The organism is Agrococcus sp. ARC_14, assembly GCF_022436485.1.
Classification (GTDB): Bacteria; Actinomycetota; Actinomycetes; order Actinomycetales; family Microbacteriaceae; genus Agrococcus.
The window spans coordinates 184680-200749 of record NZ_JAKUDO010000001.1 but is presented as its reverse complement, the minus strand read 5'-3'; the positions used below and the strand labels follow the sequence as shown (position 1 = coordinate 200749).

Genomic DNA, 16070 nt, shown 5'->3' with positions numbered 1-16070 from the left:
GCTTGACTGAGTGGCATGCGGTACGGATACAAGGCCAGCGCCGAGCAGTTCACCCCCGCCGAGCTGCTCGAGCTCGTGCAGCTCGCCGAGCAGGTGGGTCTCGACAGCGCGTTCATCAGCGATCACCTGCAGCCCTGGCGGCACGACCAGGGGCACGCGCCCAACGCCGTCGCCTGGCTCGGCATGGCGCTCGAGCGCACGGAGCGCATCACCCTCGGCACCTCGGTGCTCACCCCCACGCTGCGCTACCACCCGGCGGTCGTCGCGCAGCAGTTCGCGACGCTCGGGCAGGTTCACGCGGGGCGCCTGATCCTCGGCATCGGCACGGGCGAGGCGCTCAACGAGCAGATCATCGGCGTCGAGTGGCCAGAGCTCAAGGAGCGCTTCGCGCGGCTCCGCGAGGCGGTGCGGCTGATCCGCAGGCTCTGGACGGAGGAGCGCGTCGAGTTCGAGGGCGACTACTACTCGACCGCCGGCGCGACCATCTACGACCGGCCAGACCAGCCCATCCCCATCTACGTCGCCGGCGGCGGCCCCGCGACCACGCGCTACGCGGCGCGCTTCGCCGACGGCCACATCTGCACCTCGGGCAAGGGCGACGAGTACTACCGCGACACGATCGTCGCGAATCTCGAAGAGGGCCTCGCGAAGGCCGAGCGCGACTCTGGGGAGGTCGATCGCATGATCGAGATCAAGGTCTCCTACGACCGCGATGCCGATGCCGCGCTGCAGAACACCCGCTTCTGGGGCGCGCTGTCGCTCACGCAGGAGCAGAAGCACTCGGTGCACGACCCGATCGAGATGCAGCGCCTGGCCGACGAGCTGCCGATCGAGCAGGTCGCGAAGCGGTGGATCGTGGGCTCGGATGCGGCTGCGGTCGCGGGTGCGATCGGTCACTACGCAGAGCTCGGGTTCACGCACCTCGTGTTCCACGGCCCCGGAGGCGACCAGCGCCGCTTCCTGGAGCAGTTCTCGGAGGACGTGCTGCCGCTGCTGCCCGCGCGCTGACGCGGCCCGCCCTCCGTTCGCGGACCCGTTCCGCCCACCTGGACCCGGTACACCGGGTCTCCGACGGTGGAACGGGTCCGAAGCGTAGGTGCGCGTCAGCCCCCAGCTCAGGCGGGCACCGCCTCCGTCGCCACCCGCCGCACGAGCGGCAGCGCGCACGCGGTCGCGCCGAGCGTGACGACCACGGCGCCGACCGCCATCAGCATCCAGGTGAGCACCGACTCGGGGTTCCGCGCCCAGAGCATGATGCTCGGCAGGATGAGCAGCAGCGCCATGCCGGCGGCTCCGCCGACGCCGACCAGCAGCGGCAGCGCCACCTGTCGCACGATGGCCCCGCGCATCACCGGCAGGTCGACACCCATGCGGTGCATCGCCTGGTGCTCGCGGCGCTGGTCGAGCACCTTGGCCGACTGCGCGATGCCCGCGAGCACCGCGCCGAGCACACCGGCGATCGCGATCGTCAGCGCCGCCCCGGTGGCCATGTCGACGCTCATCGGGTCGTCGCCGCCTGCCATCGCCGGCGCGAGCGACGCGAAGCCGCCTGCCATCACCGCGATCGACATCGCGCCGACGATGTTGAACGCGCCGCGCGGGTCGTCGACCACACGCCGGGCGGCGAGCAGCGTCGCCGGGCTGCGCGCGCCCTTCGCGACCAGCCATGCGATCCCCTGGATCACGAGCGGTCCGATGAGGGCGTACGAGAGCACCACGATCGAGATGAGCGCGATCGAGACCGACAGCTCCACCGGGATGAGGTTCATCACCGAGATCGCGATGTAGGCCGCGACTGCGAGGCCGAAGCCGCCGATCCGCCAGAGCGAGAGCCGCTTGGCGCCCACCCGCTGCGCGACGCCGAGCGGTGTCACGTGCACGCGCTGCAGCGAGGCGAGCGCGGCGACGAGCGCGATGGCGACCACGGCGCCGGCGGCCGCGAGCCAGACCCACACGGGCGGCAGCAGCTCGGCCACCGTGAAGGGCAGGCCCTGGAACTCGATCTGCGCGATGCCCGGCGTCACGGCCAGCGCCAGCATCGCGCCGACGACCACGCCGACGAGCGCCTGCGAGACCGCGTCGAGCACGGCCATCGCGGTCACCTGGCTGCGGGTCGCGCCGGCCAGCCGCAAGGCGGCGAGCCGGTCGTCGCGGCGGGCGATCGCCAGCCGCACGGCAGCCTGCGCGAGCGTCCAGACGGCGGGCAGCAGCAGCGCGGCCGCCACGAACGCCAGGGTCAGCACGAAGCCGCCGCTCGCCGCGTCGACGGCGCCGGTCTCGAGCCGCAGCCGGAAGGCGTTCACGCCGCCCAGCACCGCCAGCAGCGCCGCGGTCGCGAAGGCGAAGGCGATCGCGCTCAGCACGTCGGTCGCGCGGGGGCCGGTGGCGCGCAGCAGGCGCGCCCAGAGTCGAATGGCGGTCATCGCGATGCCTCCCGGCTGCTCGAGTCGATCCACTGCTGCATGGGGTTCGCGACGCGCTGGTCGCCGCGGGCCGCGCCGTAGGAGCCGGGTGCCTCCTGCGGGACGACGGCGCCGGATGCGCTCTGCGGCGCCGCGTAGGACGGCGCACCGTAGGGCGCGGGGTGCGCGGGCACCGGTGCCGCGGCCCATCGCACGGGCTCGGCCGGCGCGATGGCCTGCGCGACGGGAGCGGGCCCGGCCATCTGCTCGACGAATCCCTGCCCACCAGCGTGCGCAGCGGCATCCGCCACCGGCTCGCTCGGGCCGTCGCTGACGACGCGGCCATCCTCGAGGCGGATGATGCGCGAGCAGGCGGCGGCGACCTCCGGGTCGTGCGTGACGACCACGAGCGAGGCGCCGTGGCCGAGGGTCGCGCCGATCAGCAGCGCCATGACGGCGGTGCCGGTGGAGCGGTCGAGCGCGCCGGTCGGCTCGTCGGCGAAGACGAGGCCGGGGTTGCCGACGAGTGAGCGGGCGATCGCCACGCGCTGCGCCTGGCCGCCCGAGAGCTCGCCGGGGCGGCGGTGCAGCATGCCTCCGAGGCCGAGCCGGTTGAGCAGGGCGCCCGCCTGGGCCTCAGCCGCCCCGCGGGCGCCGCCGCCGAGCATGAGCGGCAGGGCGACGTTCTCGATCGCCGGCAGCTCGGGCAGCAGCTGCCCCGACTGGAAGACGAAGCCGAAGTCGCTGCGGCGAAGCCGCGTGCGCTGGCCGTCGCGCATGGTGGCGAGATCCTGCCCGCGCCAGACGACGCGGCCGTCTGCGGGGGCGATGATGCCGGCGAGCACGTGGAGGAGCGTCGACTTGCCGGAGCCTGATGGCCCCATGATCGCGACGGCCTCCGGCCCCTCTGCGCCGATCGTCAGGTTGACGTTGGCGAGCGCCGGGGCCGCCGAGTTGCCCTCGCCGTAGGTGTGGGTGAGCTGGTGTGCGTCGAGTCGATTGGTCTGCATGCTCCCATCTGACCGGCAGCCGAGCCCCCGTGGGTGGCCTTTGCATCGCCCGGGGGAGGCACGATCATCCGCTCGGATGACGGCGTCCGCCTTCCCTGCATACGGCGGATGCGTCCGAGCCGTTCCGTAGGCTGGTCCCGTGACGATCGCAGCCGAGGGCACCGCAACCCGTCCGATCGCGATCGTGCCCGCGGCACTCGTCACGATCGGCGCGATCCTGCTGTTCTGGGTGCTGACCGACTGGGGCTATCTGCCGCTGGTCGCGGGCGTCATCGGCGGCATCCTCACCGACCGCGCCGGCGCCTCCCGCAAGCTGGGTCAGGATCTCGCGATCATCGCGATCGCTCTCACCTGGATCAGCTTCATCTCGCTCCACGCCGACATCTCGAACGCCGGCATCCTCCGCTTCACGGTCGCGCTCGGCGGCGCTGTGCTCATCCCGTACGCGATCACCCGCTGGGGGTTCAAGGATCACGCGATCCGCTTCCCCTGGAAGGGCGGCCGCTGGTCCCGTCGCATGTGGACCTACATCGTCATCGTCGTGCTCGCCGCCTACCTGATCCTGCCGTTCTACTTCCTCACCTCCGGCGTCTACCGCAATTGGCCGCCCGTCGAGGAGTGGGACATGATCGCGCGGCTGTTCCTCGGCGTGAACGCGGTGGGCCTGTGGGACGAGCTGTTCTTCATCTGCACCGTCTACACGCTGCTGCTGCGCCACTTCCGGCCCTGGCTGGCCAACATCCTGCAGGCGGGCATCTTCGTGTCGTTCCTGTGGGAGCTCGGCTACCAGTCGTGGGGCCCGCTGCTGACGATCCCGTTCGCGCTCGTGCAGGGCGCGATCTTCTCCTGGACGAAGAACCTCTTCTACGTCGTCACCGTGCACCTGCTCTTCGACGCGGTGGTCTTCCTCGTCATCGTGCACGCGCACCACCCCGCCGCGCTGCCGATCTTCCCGCTCATCCACGGCTTCTGACGCGGGCTCCCCGGTCGTCGAGCAGCCGCGCGGAGCACGGCATCGAGACGGGCGGATGTGTGGGGTTCCGTCGGTCGGCGGGCTCGCGTAGCGTGCGGGCCATGGCTATTGCACGCAACCCCATGACCGTGATCGACTGCCCAGATCCGCAGGCCCTCGCGCAGTTCTACGCCTCGCTGCTCGACTGGAAGGTCGACCCCGGCTCCGACGAGGGCTGGGCGACGATCGGCGACGGCGGTGGCCGAGAGCTCAGCTTCCAGCGCGTCGACGACGACTACCGTGCCCCCGACTGGCCCGGCCAGACGGTGCCGCAGCAGCTGCACATCGACGTCGACGTCGACGACCTCGACAAGGCTGAGGAGGCGGTGCTCGAGCTCGGCGCGACGAAGCACCAGCACCAGCCCGGCCAGTCGTTCCGCGTCTTCCTCGACCCGGCCGGGCATCCGTTCTGCCTCGTCAAGCCGAGCGAGCTCACGTAGGGCAGGCCACGCCTTCGACACGCTCTGCCGCCTGCGGCGCCGCAGCGGCTCAGGCAGCGCCCGCTTGCCGTGGGTCTCGCAGACCCGCCAGCGCGCTCACCAGGGTGTCGTGGATGTAGCCCAGCTCCGGCGTGACCTCCCACTGCTCGTCGCCCTGGCCGTCTGCCCAGTCGGCGTCGCCATCAGCGGCGTCGCCCTCGCCCCACGAGCCGGCGTCGTCGCTCGGAATGCTGAAGAGCCACCAGAGGTTGCCGGCCGGGTCGAGGAATCGCGCCAGCTGCGAGCCGAAGAACTCGGTCGGCGTCGTCACGACGGTCGCGCCCGCCGAGGCGGCGCGTTCGAGGGTTGCCGCGACGTCGTCGACGTAGACCTGCAACAGCGACGGCGTGAAGGGCCAGTCGGGCTTGCGCTCGGCGAGCTGCACGGTCGTGCCGCCGATCTGCAGCTCTGCCTGCAGCAGCAGCCCGTCCTGGTCGATCGTCCTGGCGTCGGGGTGCTCGACGCCGTCGAAGACGCCGGTCAGGAAGACGATCAGCTGCGCTGCGCCGTCGGTGACGATGAACGGGTTGATGGTCGAGAATCCAGGGGGGATCGGCATGGTGGGCTCCTTTGGTCGGGACCAGTCCACCAGCGGGCATCCGCGTCCGTCTTGAAGAAAAGCGTCAGTCTCGCGCCGGCCGCACCCGAGCCGCCGCCAGGATCGATGCGGGCGTGCGCCCGCGGATCAGTCGCAGGCTGCGCGTGAGGTGCGATTGGTCGGCGAAGCCGCAGGCGGCCGCAGCCTCGGCGGGGGTGCTGCCGGCCTGCAGCAGCGCGTAGGCCTGCTCTGCCCGCCGCACCTGCTCGACCTGCTTGCCGGTGAGTCCCACGCTGCTACGGAACCTGCGCTGCCAGGTGCGGCCAGAAGCGCCGACGCGCACACCGTCGGAGAGCGCCGCACGGATGTCGTCGTCGATGCGCAGCGCTTCCGAGTCGACGAGCCCCTGCACCCAGTCCTCCAGCTCGTCGAAGGCCGGCACGAGCACCGCACGCTCGCCGACCCGCACGCGCCCGGCGGCGACCCGCAACGGCTGCGTCTCGCCCAGCATCGTCTGCTTCGAGGCGCCGGGCACCACGACGAAGGGCGCAAGCTCGACGCCCCAGTACTCCTCGCCCTCGACGCTCACGACCGAGCGCGCGTCGAGCCGCGGGCCGTCGAGCTCCGCGCTGAGCGCACCCGCGCGGCGTACGAACGAGATGCCCCAATGCTCCGAGCCGGCCACCACATACGTGCTCGACTCCTCAACCCGCGCGCGCCAGACCGTGCGGACCGCCGCCCCTCGACCGTCCCGGCTCTCCCACACGGCGACAGGCTATGCCTGCCCTCTGACGCGCGATCGCTGTGGCTGCATCTGCGTCAGCCGTCGTGCAGCACCACCGCTGATTGCGTTCCGAGGCGAGTGAACCCAAGCCGGTCGGCCAGCCGCAGCGACGCCTCGTTGCCCACACGGCAGCGCCACTGCGCGACGAAGCCGGCGTCGATCGCGGCGCTCACGGCACCGGCTGCGGCGGAGGAGGCGTAGCCCCGCCTACGGTGCTCCGGCACCGCTGCGACGCCGACGTGCGCGATCGTGCCATGCCAGCGCTGGTAGCCGGCGACGGCCGCCGCATGCTGCTCATCGTGCACGGCCCAGCGGCGCTCCATCCCCTGCACGCCCGCCTCCGCCCACTCGTCCTCGTCCATCGCAGCTCCCACCGCGGCGACGTCGAGTGACGTGGCGGGCACGACGGCGTGCGCCGGATGCGCGGGGCGCGTCCCCGTGAACAGCAGGTGTGCGGTGCCGATCGCGCGCGAGCCGGGCAGCGCAGCCGCGATCGCCTCGACGTCGTGCAGCGCCGCCAGCGGCAGCGCCGCGATCGCGCGCTTGGCACTCGGCGGAGCCGCGACGACCGTCGCCGCTCCCAGCACCAGCACGATCACGGCTCCGAGGTCGGCCCGCTCGACGCGCGTGATGCCCGTGCCCTCCAGCGCCGACGGTGTCGCACCGAGCGCCTCGGCCCACGCGGAGCGCAGGCGCGCGCCCTCGCGCTGCGGCAGATCGGGATCGCCGAACATGCCCCCAGTGTCGTCCCCTCCCACTGCGCGCCGGGCTGCCACGCCAGCCCTAGGCTCGATCCGTGACCACCACATCCTCCCTGACGACCGTGCTCCTCGACGTCGACACGGGCATCGACGACGCTCTCGCCCTCTTCACCGCCGCGCTCTCGAACGAGATCGACCTCGTCGGCTGCACCATCGTGTGGGGCAACGTCGATGTCGAGCAGGGCGCCCGCAACACCTCAGAGGTGCTGCAGCTGGCGGGCCACGGCGACGTGCCCATCGCGCTCGGCGCGGCCGGCCCCCGCGACGGCTCGCGCGCGGTCTTCTCGCCGGAGGTGCACGGTGCAGACGGGCTGGGCGGATGCGCAGATCGGGCACACGCGCCGGTGCTGTCCCGCGACGGAGCCGCTGACGAGACTGCGGTCGAGATGATGCTGCGCCTCAGCCACGCGCACGCAGGCTCGCTCGAGATCGTCGCGGTCGGCCCGCTCACCAACCTCGCAGCGGCGCTGGACGCCGACCCGACGCTGCCGGAGCGCATCCGCCAGGTCACGATCATGGGCGGCGCAGCGCTCGCACCCGGCAACGTCAGCGAGACGGCGGAGGCCAACATCTGGCACGACCCTGAGGCCGCCCAGGTCGTCTTCGACGCCCCGTGGGAGCTCACGATGGTGGGGCTCGACGTGACGATGACCTCGCTCATCACCGACGAGCATCGTGCCCGACTGGCGGCAGGCGGAGCGATCGGTCGGTTCTCGTCGGCGATCCTCGACTACTACCTGGCCTACTACGAGAGCTTCTCGGGGGAGCGCGCCTCCGGCAACCACGACGCGCTCGCGCTCGCCGTGGCGACCGGGCTCGTCAAGACCACGTTCTCGCCGATCGTCGATGTGACGGTCGACTGCTCCGACGGCCCGGCGCGCGGCCGCACGGTCACGACCCTCGAGGGCGAGTGGGGGCAGTGGCCCGAGCGCGACGGCGCACGCCACCGGGTCGTGATGGAGGTCGAGCCCGGCTTCGAGGAGCGCATGATCGAGCTGCTCGCAACCGCGTAGCGGCTGCTCCTGTGCCGCTCGCCCTCCGCCGTCTCGCTCAGGCGACCGTGCCCATCCGCCGCACCGCATCCTCGATGACGTCTGGCCGGGTGCCGAGGTTGAAGCGCACGTGGTTCTCGCCGCCGGTGCCGAAGGCCTCGCCCGCGTTGAGCCCGACGCGCGCCCGCTCGAGGAACGCCTTCGAGGGGCCGGTCGAGAGACCGATGTAGCCGGCGTCGGCGCGCGAGCCGGGATCGGCGACGCGGGTGTCGCGACAGTCGAGCCAGGCGAGGAAGGTCGCCTCGCCCGGCTGCCAGCGGATGCGCGGCGCGTGCTCGGCGAGCATGCTGGCGAGCAGCGCGCGGTTGTCCCGCAGACCCTGCAGCACCTCGTCGAGCCACTCGCGGCCGTCGTCGAAGGCGGCGACGTGCGCGATCGACGCGATGTGCGAAGGGCCGTGGCTGACGACCTCCGCGATGCGGCCGAGATCCTCGCCGGCCTCGCTGCCGCCGACGATCAGGGCGGTGCGCAGGCCCGCGAGGTTCCATGCCTTCGACGCGCTCGCGAGCGAGAAGCCGCGCGGATCGACCGTCCAGTAGGGCGTGAACTCGGCATCGAAGATCAGCGGCGCGTGCACCTCGTCCGAGATCACGCGCACGTTGAAGCGGGCGGCGAGCTGCGCGACCGCCTCCAGCTCGGCGCGCGTGTGCACCGTGCCGGTCGGGTTGTGCGGGTTGCAGAGCAGCAGCACGGCGCCGGCGTCACCGACCCGCGCGCAGGCTTCCTCGACGGCGGCGAGGTCGAGCCGCAGGTCGGCGCCCAGCGCTGCCTCCACGACCTTGCGCTCCGCATGCCGCGAATACGCGTGGAACGGCGGGTAGACCGGGCTCGTCACGATCACCGAGCCGCTCGGCGGCGTGAGCAGGCGGATGAGCTCGAAGGCGCCCATCATCACGTCGCTCACCAGGGCGGTGCGCGGCACGTCGACCTGCGCGCCCCAGCGCGCCTCGGCGAAGCGCGCGAAGGCCTCCGCGTACGCATCGCCGTGGGGGTAGCCCGTGTCGCCGCGCGTCATCGCGTCGGTGACGGCACGCGTCACGGCCTCGGCAGGCACCACATCCATCTCTGCCACCCACATCGGCAGCACGTCGGGCTCGAAGAACCGCCACTTGATGCTGGTGCGCTGCCGCAGGTCGGCCAGGGGCACGCGCTCGAAGGGATTCGCCATGCCTTCATCCTGCCCGCCGCGGTCGCGGATGGCGAGGGGGTCGGATGCGGCACAGCCGCAGGTGGGCGGGCGGCGGTCAGGCGACCTGCTGCATGACGCCAGTGTCGACGTCGTAGAGGAAGCCGCCGACGCTCACCCGCTCGCCGATCAGGGGGTGCGAGAGCACGCGCTGCACGTCCTCCGCCAGGGCGACCCGCTGGTTGTCGATCGCGCCCAGGTCGAGCCACGACGCATCCGCCCCGTGCGAGCGCGAGATGTCGGCGAGCAGCTCGTGCTCCGACTTCGAGGCCATGGCGCAGCGCGTGTGCTCGACGACGAGCACCCGGTCGACGCCCAGCAGGTGCGCACCCAGCACGAGCGCGACGAGCACGCGGTCGGTGACGCGGCCGCCGGGATTGCGCAGGATCTTCGCGTCGCCGGGGGCCAGGCCGATCATGCCAAGGGGGTCGAGCCGCGAATCCATGCACGTCACCATCGCGACGCCCGCGCGTGCGACGCCGTCGAAGCCCTGCAGGTCGAACGAGGCGGCGAAGTCACGGTTGTGCGCGAGCAGGTCGTCGAAGGCGGTGTCCATGCCTCAAATCTACGTCGCTCTGCCAGCATGGGCGGCATGGAGATCCGCGCCACCGCCCAGCAGATCGATGCGATCTCGCGCCGCTACGCCGAGATCTACGGCTTCGAGCGCGACGCCGACTGGCTGGTGCTGAAGCTGCAGGAGGAGGTCGGCGAGCTCGTGCAGGCCTACCTCGCCAAGACCGGCAGGCAGCGCGACAAGGGCCACACCCCCGAGGAGATCGAGCGCCGCTTCGCGCTCGAGCTGGCGGATGCGCTGGGCATGATCCTGGCGCTGGCCGAGGCCACTGGGGTCGACATCGAGCAGGCGATCGACGACAAGTGGCTGGTGTGGGACCGGCGGGTCTCGCAGCGCGCCGGCGAGGCCGACGCCCCCGCTGCCGACTGACGGCGGGGTGTGCGCTCCAAGGCGCCACCGTTACCCTCGGGGCATGACGCAGACCGCCATCATCGTCGGAGCAGGACTCGGCGGGCTCGCCGCCGCTCGCGGGCTCGAGGCCGCAGGCTGGCAGGTGCGCGTGCTCGAGGCGGCACCGCAGGTGCGTGCGCTGGGCGCCGGCATCACCATCACCGAGAACGGCGTCGCCGCCCTCGACGAGCTCGGCGTGGGCGATGCGGTGCGCGCCGCCGCCGTGCGGGCGCTGCCGGAGGGCATCTTCACCGATCAGGGAACGCCGCTGCAGCAGGGCATCCGTGCCGACTCCAGCGCCGTCCACGCCATCCACCGCGCCACGTTGCTCGAGATCCTGCAGGGCGACCGCGAGGTCGAGACCGGCATGCGCGTCGTGAGCGCCTCCGACGCCACCGACGGCCGCCCGAGCGTCACGATCGAGCACGGCGCCGCCGACCCCGACTCATCCGATGCCCGCTCCGAGCGCGAGCGCCGCAAGGATCGCGGCCGCGGCACGAAGCTCGGTCGCCGCCTGCACCGCGTGCTCGAGCCCGGCGACGACCCCATCGACAGCAAGGCCGAGGCACGCGCCTCGAAGCAGCAGGTGCGCGCCGTCGAGGCCGCCCGCTTCGAGACCATCGAGGCCGACCTGATCGTCGGCGCCGACGGCATCGACTCGGCGGTCCGCGGGGCGCTCTGGCCCAAGGCCCGCACCGACTACTCGGGCGCCACCACGTGGTTCGGCGTCGTGCAGGCAGAGGCAGATTCGCCCGCCGGCCCGCGCATGTACCTCGGTCGCGGCGCCGAGTTCGGCATGGAGCCCATCGACGGCGGCCGCATCTACTGGTGGGGGATGGCCTTCGCCCGCATGGGTCGACGTGCCGACGACGAGATCCAGGCGGCGGTCGAGCAGTTCGACGACTGGGCGCCCGAGGTGCGCGACCACATCGCCGCGACCCCGCTGCAGGGCATCGTCCGCCGCGACCTCTGGTCGCTCGCGACCCGCCTGCGCTCCTACCACCGCCCCGGCGTCGTGCTCATCGGCGACGCCGCGCACGCCATGCTCCCCACGTTCGGCCAGGGAGGCAACAGCACCTTCGAGGATGCCGCGACGCTGGGCATCCTGCTCGAGGACCACTCGCTCGAGCAGGCGCTCGTCGAGTACGACCGTGAGCGCATCGGCCGCACGCAGCGCTTCCAGCGCATCTCGGAGCGGCTCGCCCGCACCAACACGCGCATGCGCAGCCCGCTGCTCGTCGCGGCGCGCAACGGCCTGCTCAACCTGACGCCGGCGCTCGCCAGCGAGATCGCGGGCGACTGGATGCTCGCCTGGCGCTCGCCCCGTCACACCAGCTGAGCCACGCGGGGCGGATGGGTCTGCCCCGACTGGGGGACAGATGCTGTCAGCAGATGGGGAGTTCTCCCCATCGACGGCACCTAGATTGTCGGCGTACCGTCATGGACAAGCCCGGCTGGGGCCCCGCAAGGGGAATCGGGCGTTTGACAGGGTTCCGACGCTTCGGCGGAGGGATGCAGAGGGAGTCCCGCTCCATGGACGGGACACATGCGCGGCACTTCGGTGCTGTCCTACTTGCAAGGTGGGCTCGACCGTCTGGTCGAGCCCCCTTCGCGTCTCTAGGCCCGGCGAGCCCGTTCGGCCAGCAGGAGCGGGAACACCAGCTCGCGATTCAGCGGCGCCTCCGCCGCGTCGTCGATGCCCACGGCGGGGTCGATCCAGCGCACCGCCTCGATCTCGGCCAGTGCCCGTGGCTCGATAGCGTCGCGCGTGCGGAACACGCTGGCGCGCAGGGCGAAGCCGGCCTCGTTCGCGGCGCGCGTGGAGAAGTCGCCCATCGGCTCGATCCGGTCGAGCGCGATCTCGACGCCCAGCTCCTCGTGCACCTCGCGCACGGCGCACTCCGCCGCCGTCTCGCCGCCCTCGGGCTTGCCCCCCGGCAGCATCCACGCCGTCGTGCCGCGCTTGCGGACCGTCAGCACGGCGCCGTCCTCACGCTCGAAGCAGATCGCCGACACGGTGATGACGTCCATGCCTCCAGGCTAGGCGTCGGCTGCCCAAGCAGTGCCGCTCCGCGCAGCACGTCGCGCGGGCGGGGCAGTTCTCCCCATCGCGCGCTCAGTGGAGCCGCCTTACGCTGATGACAGTGGTGCGGCATCGCTCACTGAGGATTTGACCAAGGGAGAGATCGCATGAGCGACTTCGGAGCTTCTTATTCTGAGATGGAGTCTGTGGCGGGCAAGCTCGACACGGGCAAGGAGGACATCTCGGGTGTGCTCAAGGACCTGAAGAGCCAGGTCGACACGCTGCTGGGTGAGGACTTCAAGACGCAGCACGCGTCTGGCAAGTTCGGTGAGGGCTATGAGGAGCTCACGACTGGTCTTGACCAGGCGATCGAGGGCATCTCTGACATGGGTGAGGCGCTGCGCGGCATGATGCAGGCCATCCAGTCGCTCGACGAGCAGCTCGCCGGCAGCTGATCAGCTGACGATCGAGCGAATGGCGGGCGCTGAGCGCCCGCCATTCGCTCTGCCATCTCCGCACCGAAGTTAGGAAGTCACGCAGTGGACATCATGCTCGACCTGCAGAGGCTGACGGCCGCTCGCACGAGCCTCAAGAGCGCGACCGACGGATTCAAGGCCGCGAGCTCGTTCAACAATGACCTGGAGCGCGCTGTCGCGAAGCCTGACGACCGCGACGAGCTGCGCGACAAGGTCGGCGACTTCGAGTCTGACTGGAACGACCGCCGCGAAGACCTCACCAAGGTGCTCGATGAGATCCACACGGGCATCGACAAGATCATCACGGAGTGGGAGCGATGGGATACCGAGACGGCCACCGAGCTCTCGGCACGCGAGGAAGGCTGACCCGATGACGTATCGATCCCCCGAGAAGGACTACGAGCTCCGCGAGCTCGAGGGCAACCCCGACAAGATCGCGGAGGACGCCGCGAGCTTCATCACGCTCGCCGCCGGCCTCGACGCGCTCTCGACGGAGCTCGCGGCCATCGGCGACTCCAGCATCCACAAGTCCAAGGGTACGGATGCGCTCGCCGAGGCCGCCAGGAAGGCGAAGCCCGAGGTCGACAAGGCCGCGAAGCGCTATCGAGGCACCGGCGAGACGCTCGAGATCTACGCGCCCGCCCTGCGGTCGGCGAAGACGTGGATCGATGACAACAAGGCGTCGATCGAGACTGCAGAGCGCGAGTACCAGGACGCCGTGGAGGCCGCAGAGAACGCGCGCGACGATCAGGGCGACCTCAACCGCGTGTGGCTGTGGGAGGAGGACCCGACCGACGAGCAGACGACCGCGGCAGCGACCGCTGTGTCTGAGGCGGAGTCCGCAGAGAGCTCGGCGAAGGCATTGCGGGATCGCAAGTGGCAGGCGTTCGAGACCACGTTCACGACCTGGTCGAACGCCTATGACGAAGCCGTCGCCGGCGTCGACGGCGCGATCGACGCGGCCGACAACAACGACGGATTCTGGGAGGGGCTTGCCGACTTCCTCGACATCCTCGGCTGGATCGTGACCGTGCTCGCCGTCGTCGCGCTGTTTGTCTCCGGCCCGATCGGCGCGCTGATCATGGCGCTCGTCATCATCGGCTCGCTCGTGATCCTCGCGGGCAAGATCGCGCAGTACTCGACGGGCAGGACCACGCTGATGGACCTCGGGCTCGCGATCTTCTCGGTGGTCACGCTCGGCGCCGGCGGTGCGATCGCGCGCGTCGCGAGCAAGGGCGCGCCCACGCTGAGCGCTGCCATCAGCACCACGCGCTCGACGGCCAGCACCGCGATCCGGGGCACGATGCGCGGGCCGACGCTGAACCCGTTCACCTGGCACCGGCCGCTGTCGAACCGGATCAGCTCCTGGTCGCAGGCCCGCGGAGCGACGCCCAAGCCGGGCTGGGTGGGGTCGCAGGGCTTCTTCGGCACGGCCGGCAACTCGATCCGCTTCGGTGGCGCCGACACCGGTCGCACGCTGACCTTCCTCAACACGGCGAGGGGCAATCTCGGCCAGTATCCTGCTGTGGTGACCCACATCGACGACATGATCGCCAGGGTGACCCCCGGTGTCGGCTCGCAGATCGCCCAGACCACGCTCTGGGGCGCAGGAACCGCAGCAGACGTGGGGGACAAGCTCGGCCTCATCCCGAAGTCGTCGCCCCTCGTGCCCAACCTGTGAGCATCGCGCCCCAGCGTCCCGGTCCTCGCACACTCTGGCGCACGGTGTTCCGCGCCGCAGCGATGGTCGGGGCCGCGCAGCTCGTCTGGGTGTTCGCCATGGGGCTCATCGCCGGCGGCCAGTTCCTTGAAGACGAGTGGCCGGATTGGGATCCGCTCGTGGCGTGGCCGGTGCTCGCGATCCCGGCGTGGGTGTCCATCCTGATCTCCGCCGTCGGCGCGGTCGGTGCCGTCGGCACCGCGATCGAGCGGCCGCGGCCGCAGGAGCTGCCCGTCATCGTCAGCGACATCGCGATCGCGATCATCGTGCTCGGCGTGATCCCGGTCGGGCTCGCTCGGGTCTACAGCGATCCGACCGGCCTGCCTGCCCCCGCGTTCGGCCCGGATGCGCACTTCGGCTGGCATTGGCTGGCGGCGCTGACGCTTGTGGTCACGCTCGCCGCATTCGCGGTCAGACTCGTGCGTGAACGACGCGCGAGCCGGACGGCGTGAGCGGATGCGCAGCGTGCGAGAGGATGGCGGCATGAGCTTGCGCGAAGAGCTGGGCGGCGGCGCACCGCGCGGCTTCCGGATCGCATTCCCGCCCGGCTGGCGGCACTACTCCGTCGACGATCGCGGCCAGGCTGCGATGCTGCGCGACGTTTCCGAGCGCTCGAAGGCGGCGGGGCGGCCCGACCTCGATGCCGCGCTGCGGCGCAAGGTCAAGGATCAGTTCGCCGCCCTGCGCCGCACCCGAGGGGTCGCCATGTACCTGCCGGGCGAGGAGGCGTCGACCGAGAGCGGCATGCCGATGTCGGTCGTCGCCTCGCGCTGGCACACCGAGGGCGGCCGCGCGTTCGAAGAGGACGTGCGTCAGCGCGCTGGCGTCGAGGTGCTGCGCATCGAGATGCCGCACGGCACGGTGCTGCGATGGGTGCAGGAGCGCGACGCGGAGAGCACCCGAGAGGGTGTCCTCACCCGCACGGTCTCATACGTCTATCCGGAGCCGGGCGAGGAGCCGCGCCGTGGCATGCTGCTGACTGCCGGCATCCTGCACCAGGGCACGGAGGTGACCGAGCCGGCGACCGCCGGCATGGTCGAGCTGGCCGATGCGATCGTGGAGACGTTCCGATGGAGCTGAGTGCTGGTGAGGCCGCCTTCGACGCGGATGTCGACCGCTGGGTGCCGGTGCCGCTCGCGTTCCCGGCGGGCGACTGGCCGACCGCGAGCTCGTGGGCGGAGGACGTGACGGCGGAGCTCGCGCCGTACTGGAGTCTCTCCGATCTGCAGCGCGCGGATCTCGCGCATACGGCTCTCACCGTCGCGTCGACCGAGCCGCCGCTGCCCGGCGCGATCGCACGTTTCTGGCACCTGCCGGTCGTGCCTGATGTCTCGCGCGTCGTGCATGCCTACGCTGAGCCGCTCGAGCCGGGCTGGTCTGAACGGCTCGAGGAATGGGCGACCGACGGCTATGAGGGCGCCGTCTTCCAGCGCGCCGAGGCGGTCGAGTCGTCGGTGTACGCGCGGCTGTTCCGCACCTCGGCGCTCTGGCCGCTCCCTGGCGCGGCCGACGGCGGCGCCGCGGCGGTGCTGCGGGTGCTCGGAGAGATCGAGGACATGATCGTCGTGATCGAGATCATCGACATGGACATCAGGATCGCCGCACGACTGTTCGACGCCGCCGTCGAGCTGGCGGAATCCGTCCGACTCGGGCGGTGAGCGCC

At 71.4% G+C, this 16070-nt stretch carries 20 protein-coding genes; 12 read left to right on the top strand and 8 right to left on the bottom strand.

Annotated features, from left to right (window positions below):
* Positions 1-15 precede the first annotated feature (15 nt).
* On the top strand, positions 16-1008 hold the full coding sequence (fgd, locus tag MKD51_RS01005; RefSeq protein WP_240237154.1) for a glucose-6-phosphate dehydrogenase (coenzyme-F420): 993 nt from the start codon (positions 16-18) through the stop codon (positions 1006-1008).
* 107 nt (positions 1009-1115) lie between these two features.
* On the opposite strand, the gene MKD51_RS01000 is transcribed toward fgd, so the two are convergent.
* The gene (locus MKD51_RS01000; protein WP_240237152.1) at positions 1116-2423 is read right to left on the bottom strand and encodes an FtsX-like permease family protein; all 1308 of its coding nucleotides are present in this window, start codon (positions 2421-2423) and stop codon (positions 1116-1118) included.
* Positions 2420-3412 carry an ABC transporter ATP-binding protein gene (locus MKD51_RS00995; protein WP_240237150.1) on the bottom strand — a complete coding sequence of 331 codons (993 nt, stop codon included), beginning with the start codon at positions 3410-3412 and terminating at the stop codon, positions 2420-2422. The genes MKD51_RS01000 and MKD51_RS00995 overlap by 4 nt, the downstream gene beginning before the upstream one ends.
* Positions 3413-3551: 139 nt before the next feature.
* Here MKD51_RS00995 and MKD51_RS00990 point away from each other — a divergent pair, with 139 nt between their 5' ends.
* Positions 3552-4385 carry a CPBP family glutamic-type intramembrane protease gene (locus MKD51_RS00990; RefSeq protein WP_240237148.1) on the top strand — a complete coding sequence of 278 codons (834 nt, stop codon included), beginning with the start codon at positions 3552-3554 and terminating at the stop codon, positions 4383-4385.
* Positions 4386-4486: 101 nt separating this feature from the next.
* Positions 4487-4864: a VOC family protein gene (locus MKD51_RS00985; RefSeq protein WP_240237146.1), complete on the top strand. Its 378-nt coding sequence runs from the start codon at positions 4487-4489 to the stop codon at positions 4862-4864.
* Positions 4865-4913: 49 nt separating this feature from the next.
* Here the strand turns inward: MKD51_RS00985 and MKD51_RS00980 are convergent, their stop codons facing one another.
* The 3 genes from MKD51_RS00980 to MKD51_RS00970 form a co-directional block, all read right to left on the bottom strand.
* Positions 4914-5462: a VOC family protein gene (locus MKD51_RS00980; protein WP_240237144.1), complete on the bottom strand. Its 549-nt coding sequence runs from the start codon at positions 5460-5462 to the stop codon at positions 4914-4916.
* Positions 5463-5526: 64 nt separating this feature from the next.
* Positions 5527-6207: an AraC family transcriptional regulator gene (locus tag MKD51_RS16265; protein WP_240237142.1), complete on the bottom strand. Its 681-nt coding sequence runs from the start codon at positions 6205-6207 to the stop codon at positions 5527-5529.
* Between the two features lie 53 nt (positions 6208-6260).
* Complete coding sequence (locus tag MKD51_RS00970) at positions 6261-6959, bottom strand: GNAT family N-acetyltransferase (protein WP_240237140.1); 699 nt, start codon at positions 6957-6959, stop codon at positions 6261-6263.
* A 62-nt stretch (positions 6960-7021) separates the two neighbouring features.
* Here MKD51_RS00970 and MKD51_RS00965 point away from each other — a divergent pair, with 62 nt between their 5' ends.
* Entirely contained in the window at positions 7022-7999 is a 978-nt protein-coding gene (locus MKD51_RS00965) for a nucleoside hydrolase (protein ID WP_240237139.1), read from the top strand.
* A gap of 37 nt (positions 8000-8036) precedes the next feature.
* Here the strand turns inward: MKD51_RS00965 and MKD51_RS00960 are convergent, their stop codons facing one another.
* Both MKD51_RS00960 and MKD51_RS00955 read right to left on the bottom strand, forming a co-directional pair.
* A complete protein-coding gene (locus MKD51_RS00960) occupies positions 8037-9206 on the bottom strand; it encodes an aminotransferase class I/II-fold pyridoxal phosphate-dependent enzyme (protein WP_240237137.1) in 1170 nt (389 codons plus the stop codon).
* A 76-nt stretch (positions 9207-9282) separates the two neighbouring features.
* On the bottom strand, positions 9283-9780 hold the full coding sequence (locus tag MKD51_RS00955; RefSeq protein ID WP_240237135.1) for a carbonic anhydrase: 498 nt from the start codon (positions 9778-9780) through the stop codon (positions 9283-9285).
* Positions 9781-9816: 36 nt separating this feature from the next.
* Between MKD51_RS00955 and MKD51_RS00950 the strand changes: the two genes are divergently transcribed.
* On the top strand, positions 9817-10167 hold the full coding sequence (locus MKD51_RS00950) for a hypothetical protein (RefSeq protein WP_240237133.1): 351 nt from the start codon (positions 9817-9819) through the stop codon (positions 10165-10167).
* Between the two features lie 43 nt (positions 10168-10210).
* The gene (locus tag MKD51_RS00945; RefSeq protein ID WP_240237131.1) at positions 10211-11527 is read left to right on the top strand and encodes an FAD-dependent monooxygenase; all 1317 of its coding nucleotides are present in this window, start codon (positions 10211-10213) and stop codon (positions 11525-11527) included.
* A gap of 278 nt (positions 11528-11805) precedes the next feature.
* Here the strand turns inward: MKD51_RS00945 and MKD51_RS00940 are convergent, their stop codons facing one another.
* Positions 11806-12219 (bottom strand): NUDIX domain-containing protein, encoded by a 414-nt coding sequence (locus MKD51_RS00940; RefSeq protein ID WP_240237129.1) that lies wholly within the window; start codon positions 12217-12219, stop codon positions 11806-11808.
* Positions 12220-12378: 159 nt separating this feature from the next.
* Here MKD51_RS00940 and MKD51_RS00935 point away from each other — a divergent pair, with 159 nt between their 5' ends.
* From MKD51_RS00935 to MKD51_RS00910, 6 genes are all read left to right on the top strand, one after another.
* The gene (locus tag MKD51_RS00935) at positions 12379-12666 is read left to right on the top strand and encodes a WXG100 family type VII secretion target (protein ID WP_083587280.1); all 288 of its coding nucleotides are present in this window, start codon (positions 12379-12381) and stop codon (positions 12664-12666) included.
* A gap of 84 nt (positions 12667-12750) precedes the next feature.
* Complete coding sequence (locus MKD51_RS00930; protein ID WP_240237127.1) at positions 12751-13053, top strand: hypothetical protein; 303 nt, start codon at positions 12751-12753, stop codon at positions 13051-13053.
* 4 nt (positions 13054-13057) lie between these two features.
* Entirely contained in the window at positions 13058-14368 is a 1311-nt protein-coding gene (locus MKD51_RS00925) for a hypothetical protein (protein WP_240237126.1), read from the top strand.
* 44 nt (positions 14369-14412) lie between these two features.
* Entirely contained in the window at positions 14413-14859 is a 447-nt protein-coding gene (locus MKD51_RS00920) for a hypothetical protein (protein WP_240237125.1), read from the top strand.
* Between the two features lie 31 nt (positions 14860-14890).
* Positions 14891-15487 carry a hypothetical protein gene (locus tag MKD51_RS00915; protein WP_240237123.1) on the top strand — a complete coding sequence of 199 codons (597 nt, stop codon included), beginning with the start codon at positions 14891-14893 and terminating at the stop codon, positions 15485-15487.
* Positions 15478-16065, top strand: a complete 588-nt coding sequence (locus tag MKD51_RS00910; RefSeq protein ID WP_240237121.1) for a hypothetical protein — start codon at positions 15478-15480, stop codon at positions 16063-16065. The genes MKD51_RS00915 and MKD51_RS00910 overlap by 10 nt, the downstream gene beginning before the upstream one ends.
* Positions 16066-16070 lie beyond the last annotated feature (5 nt).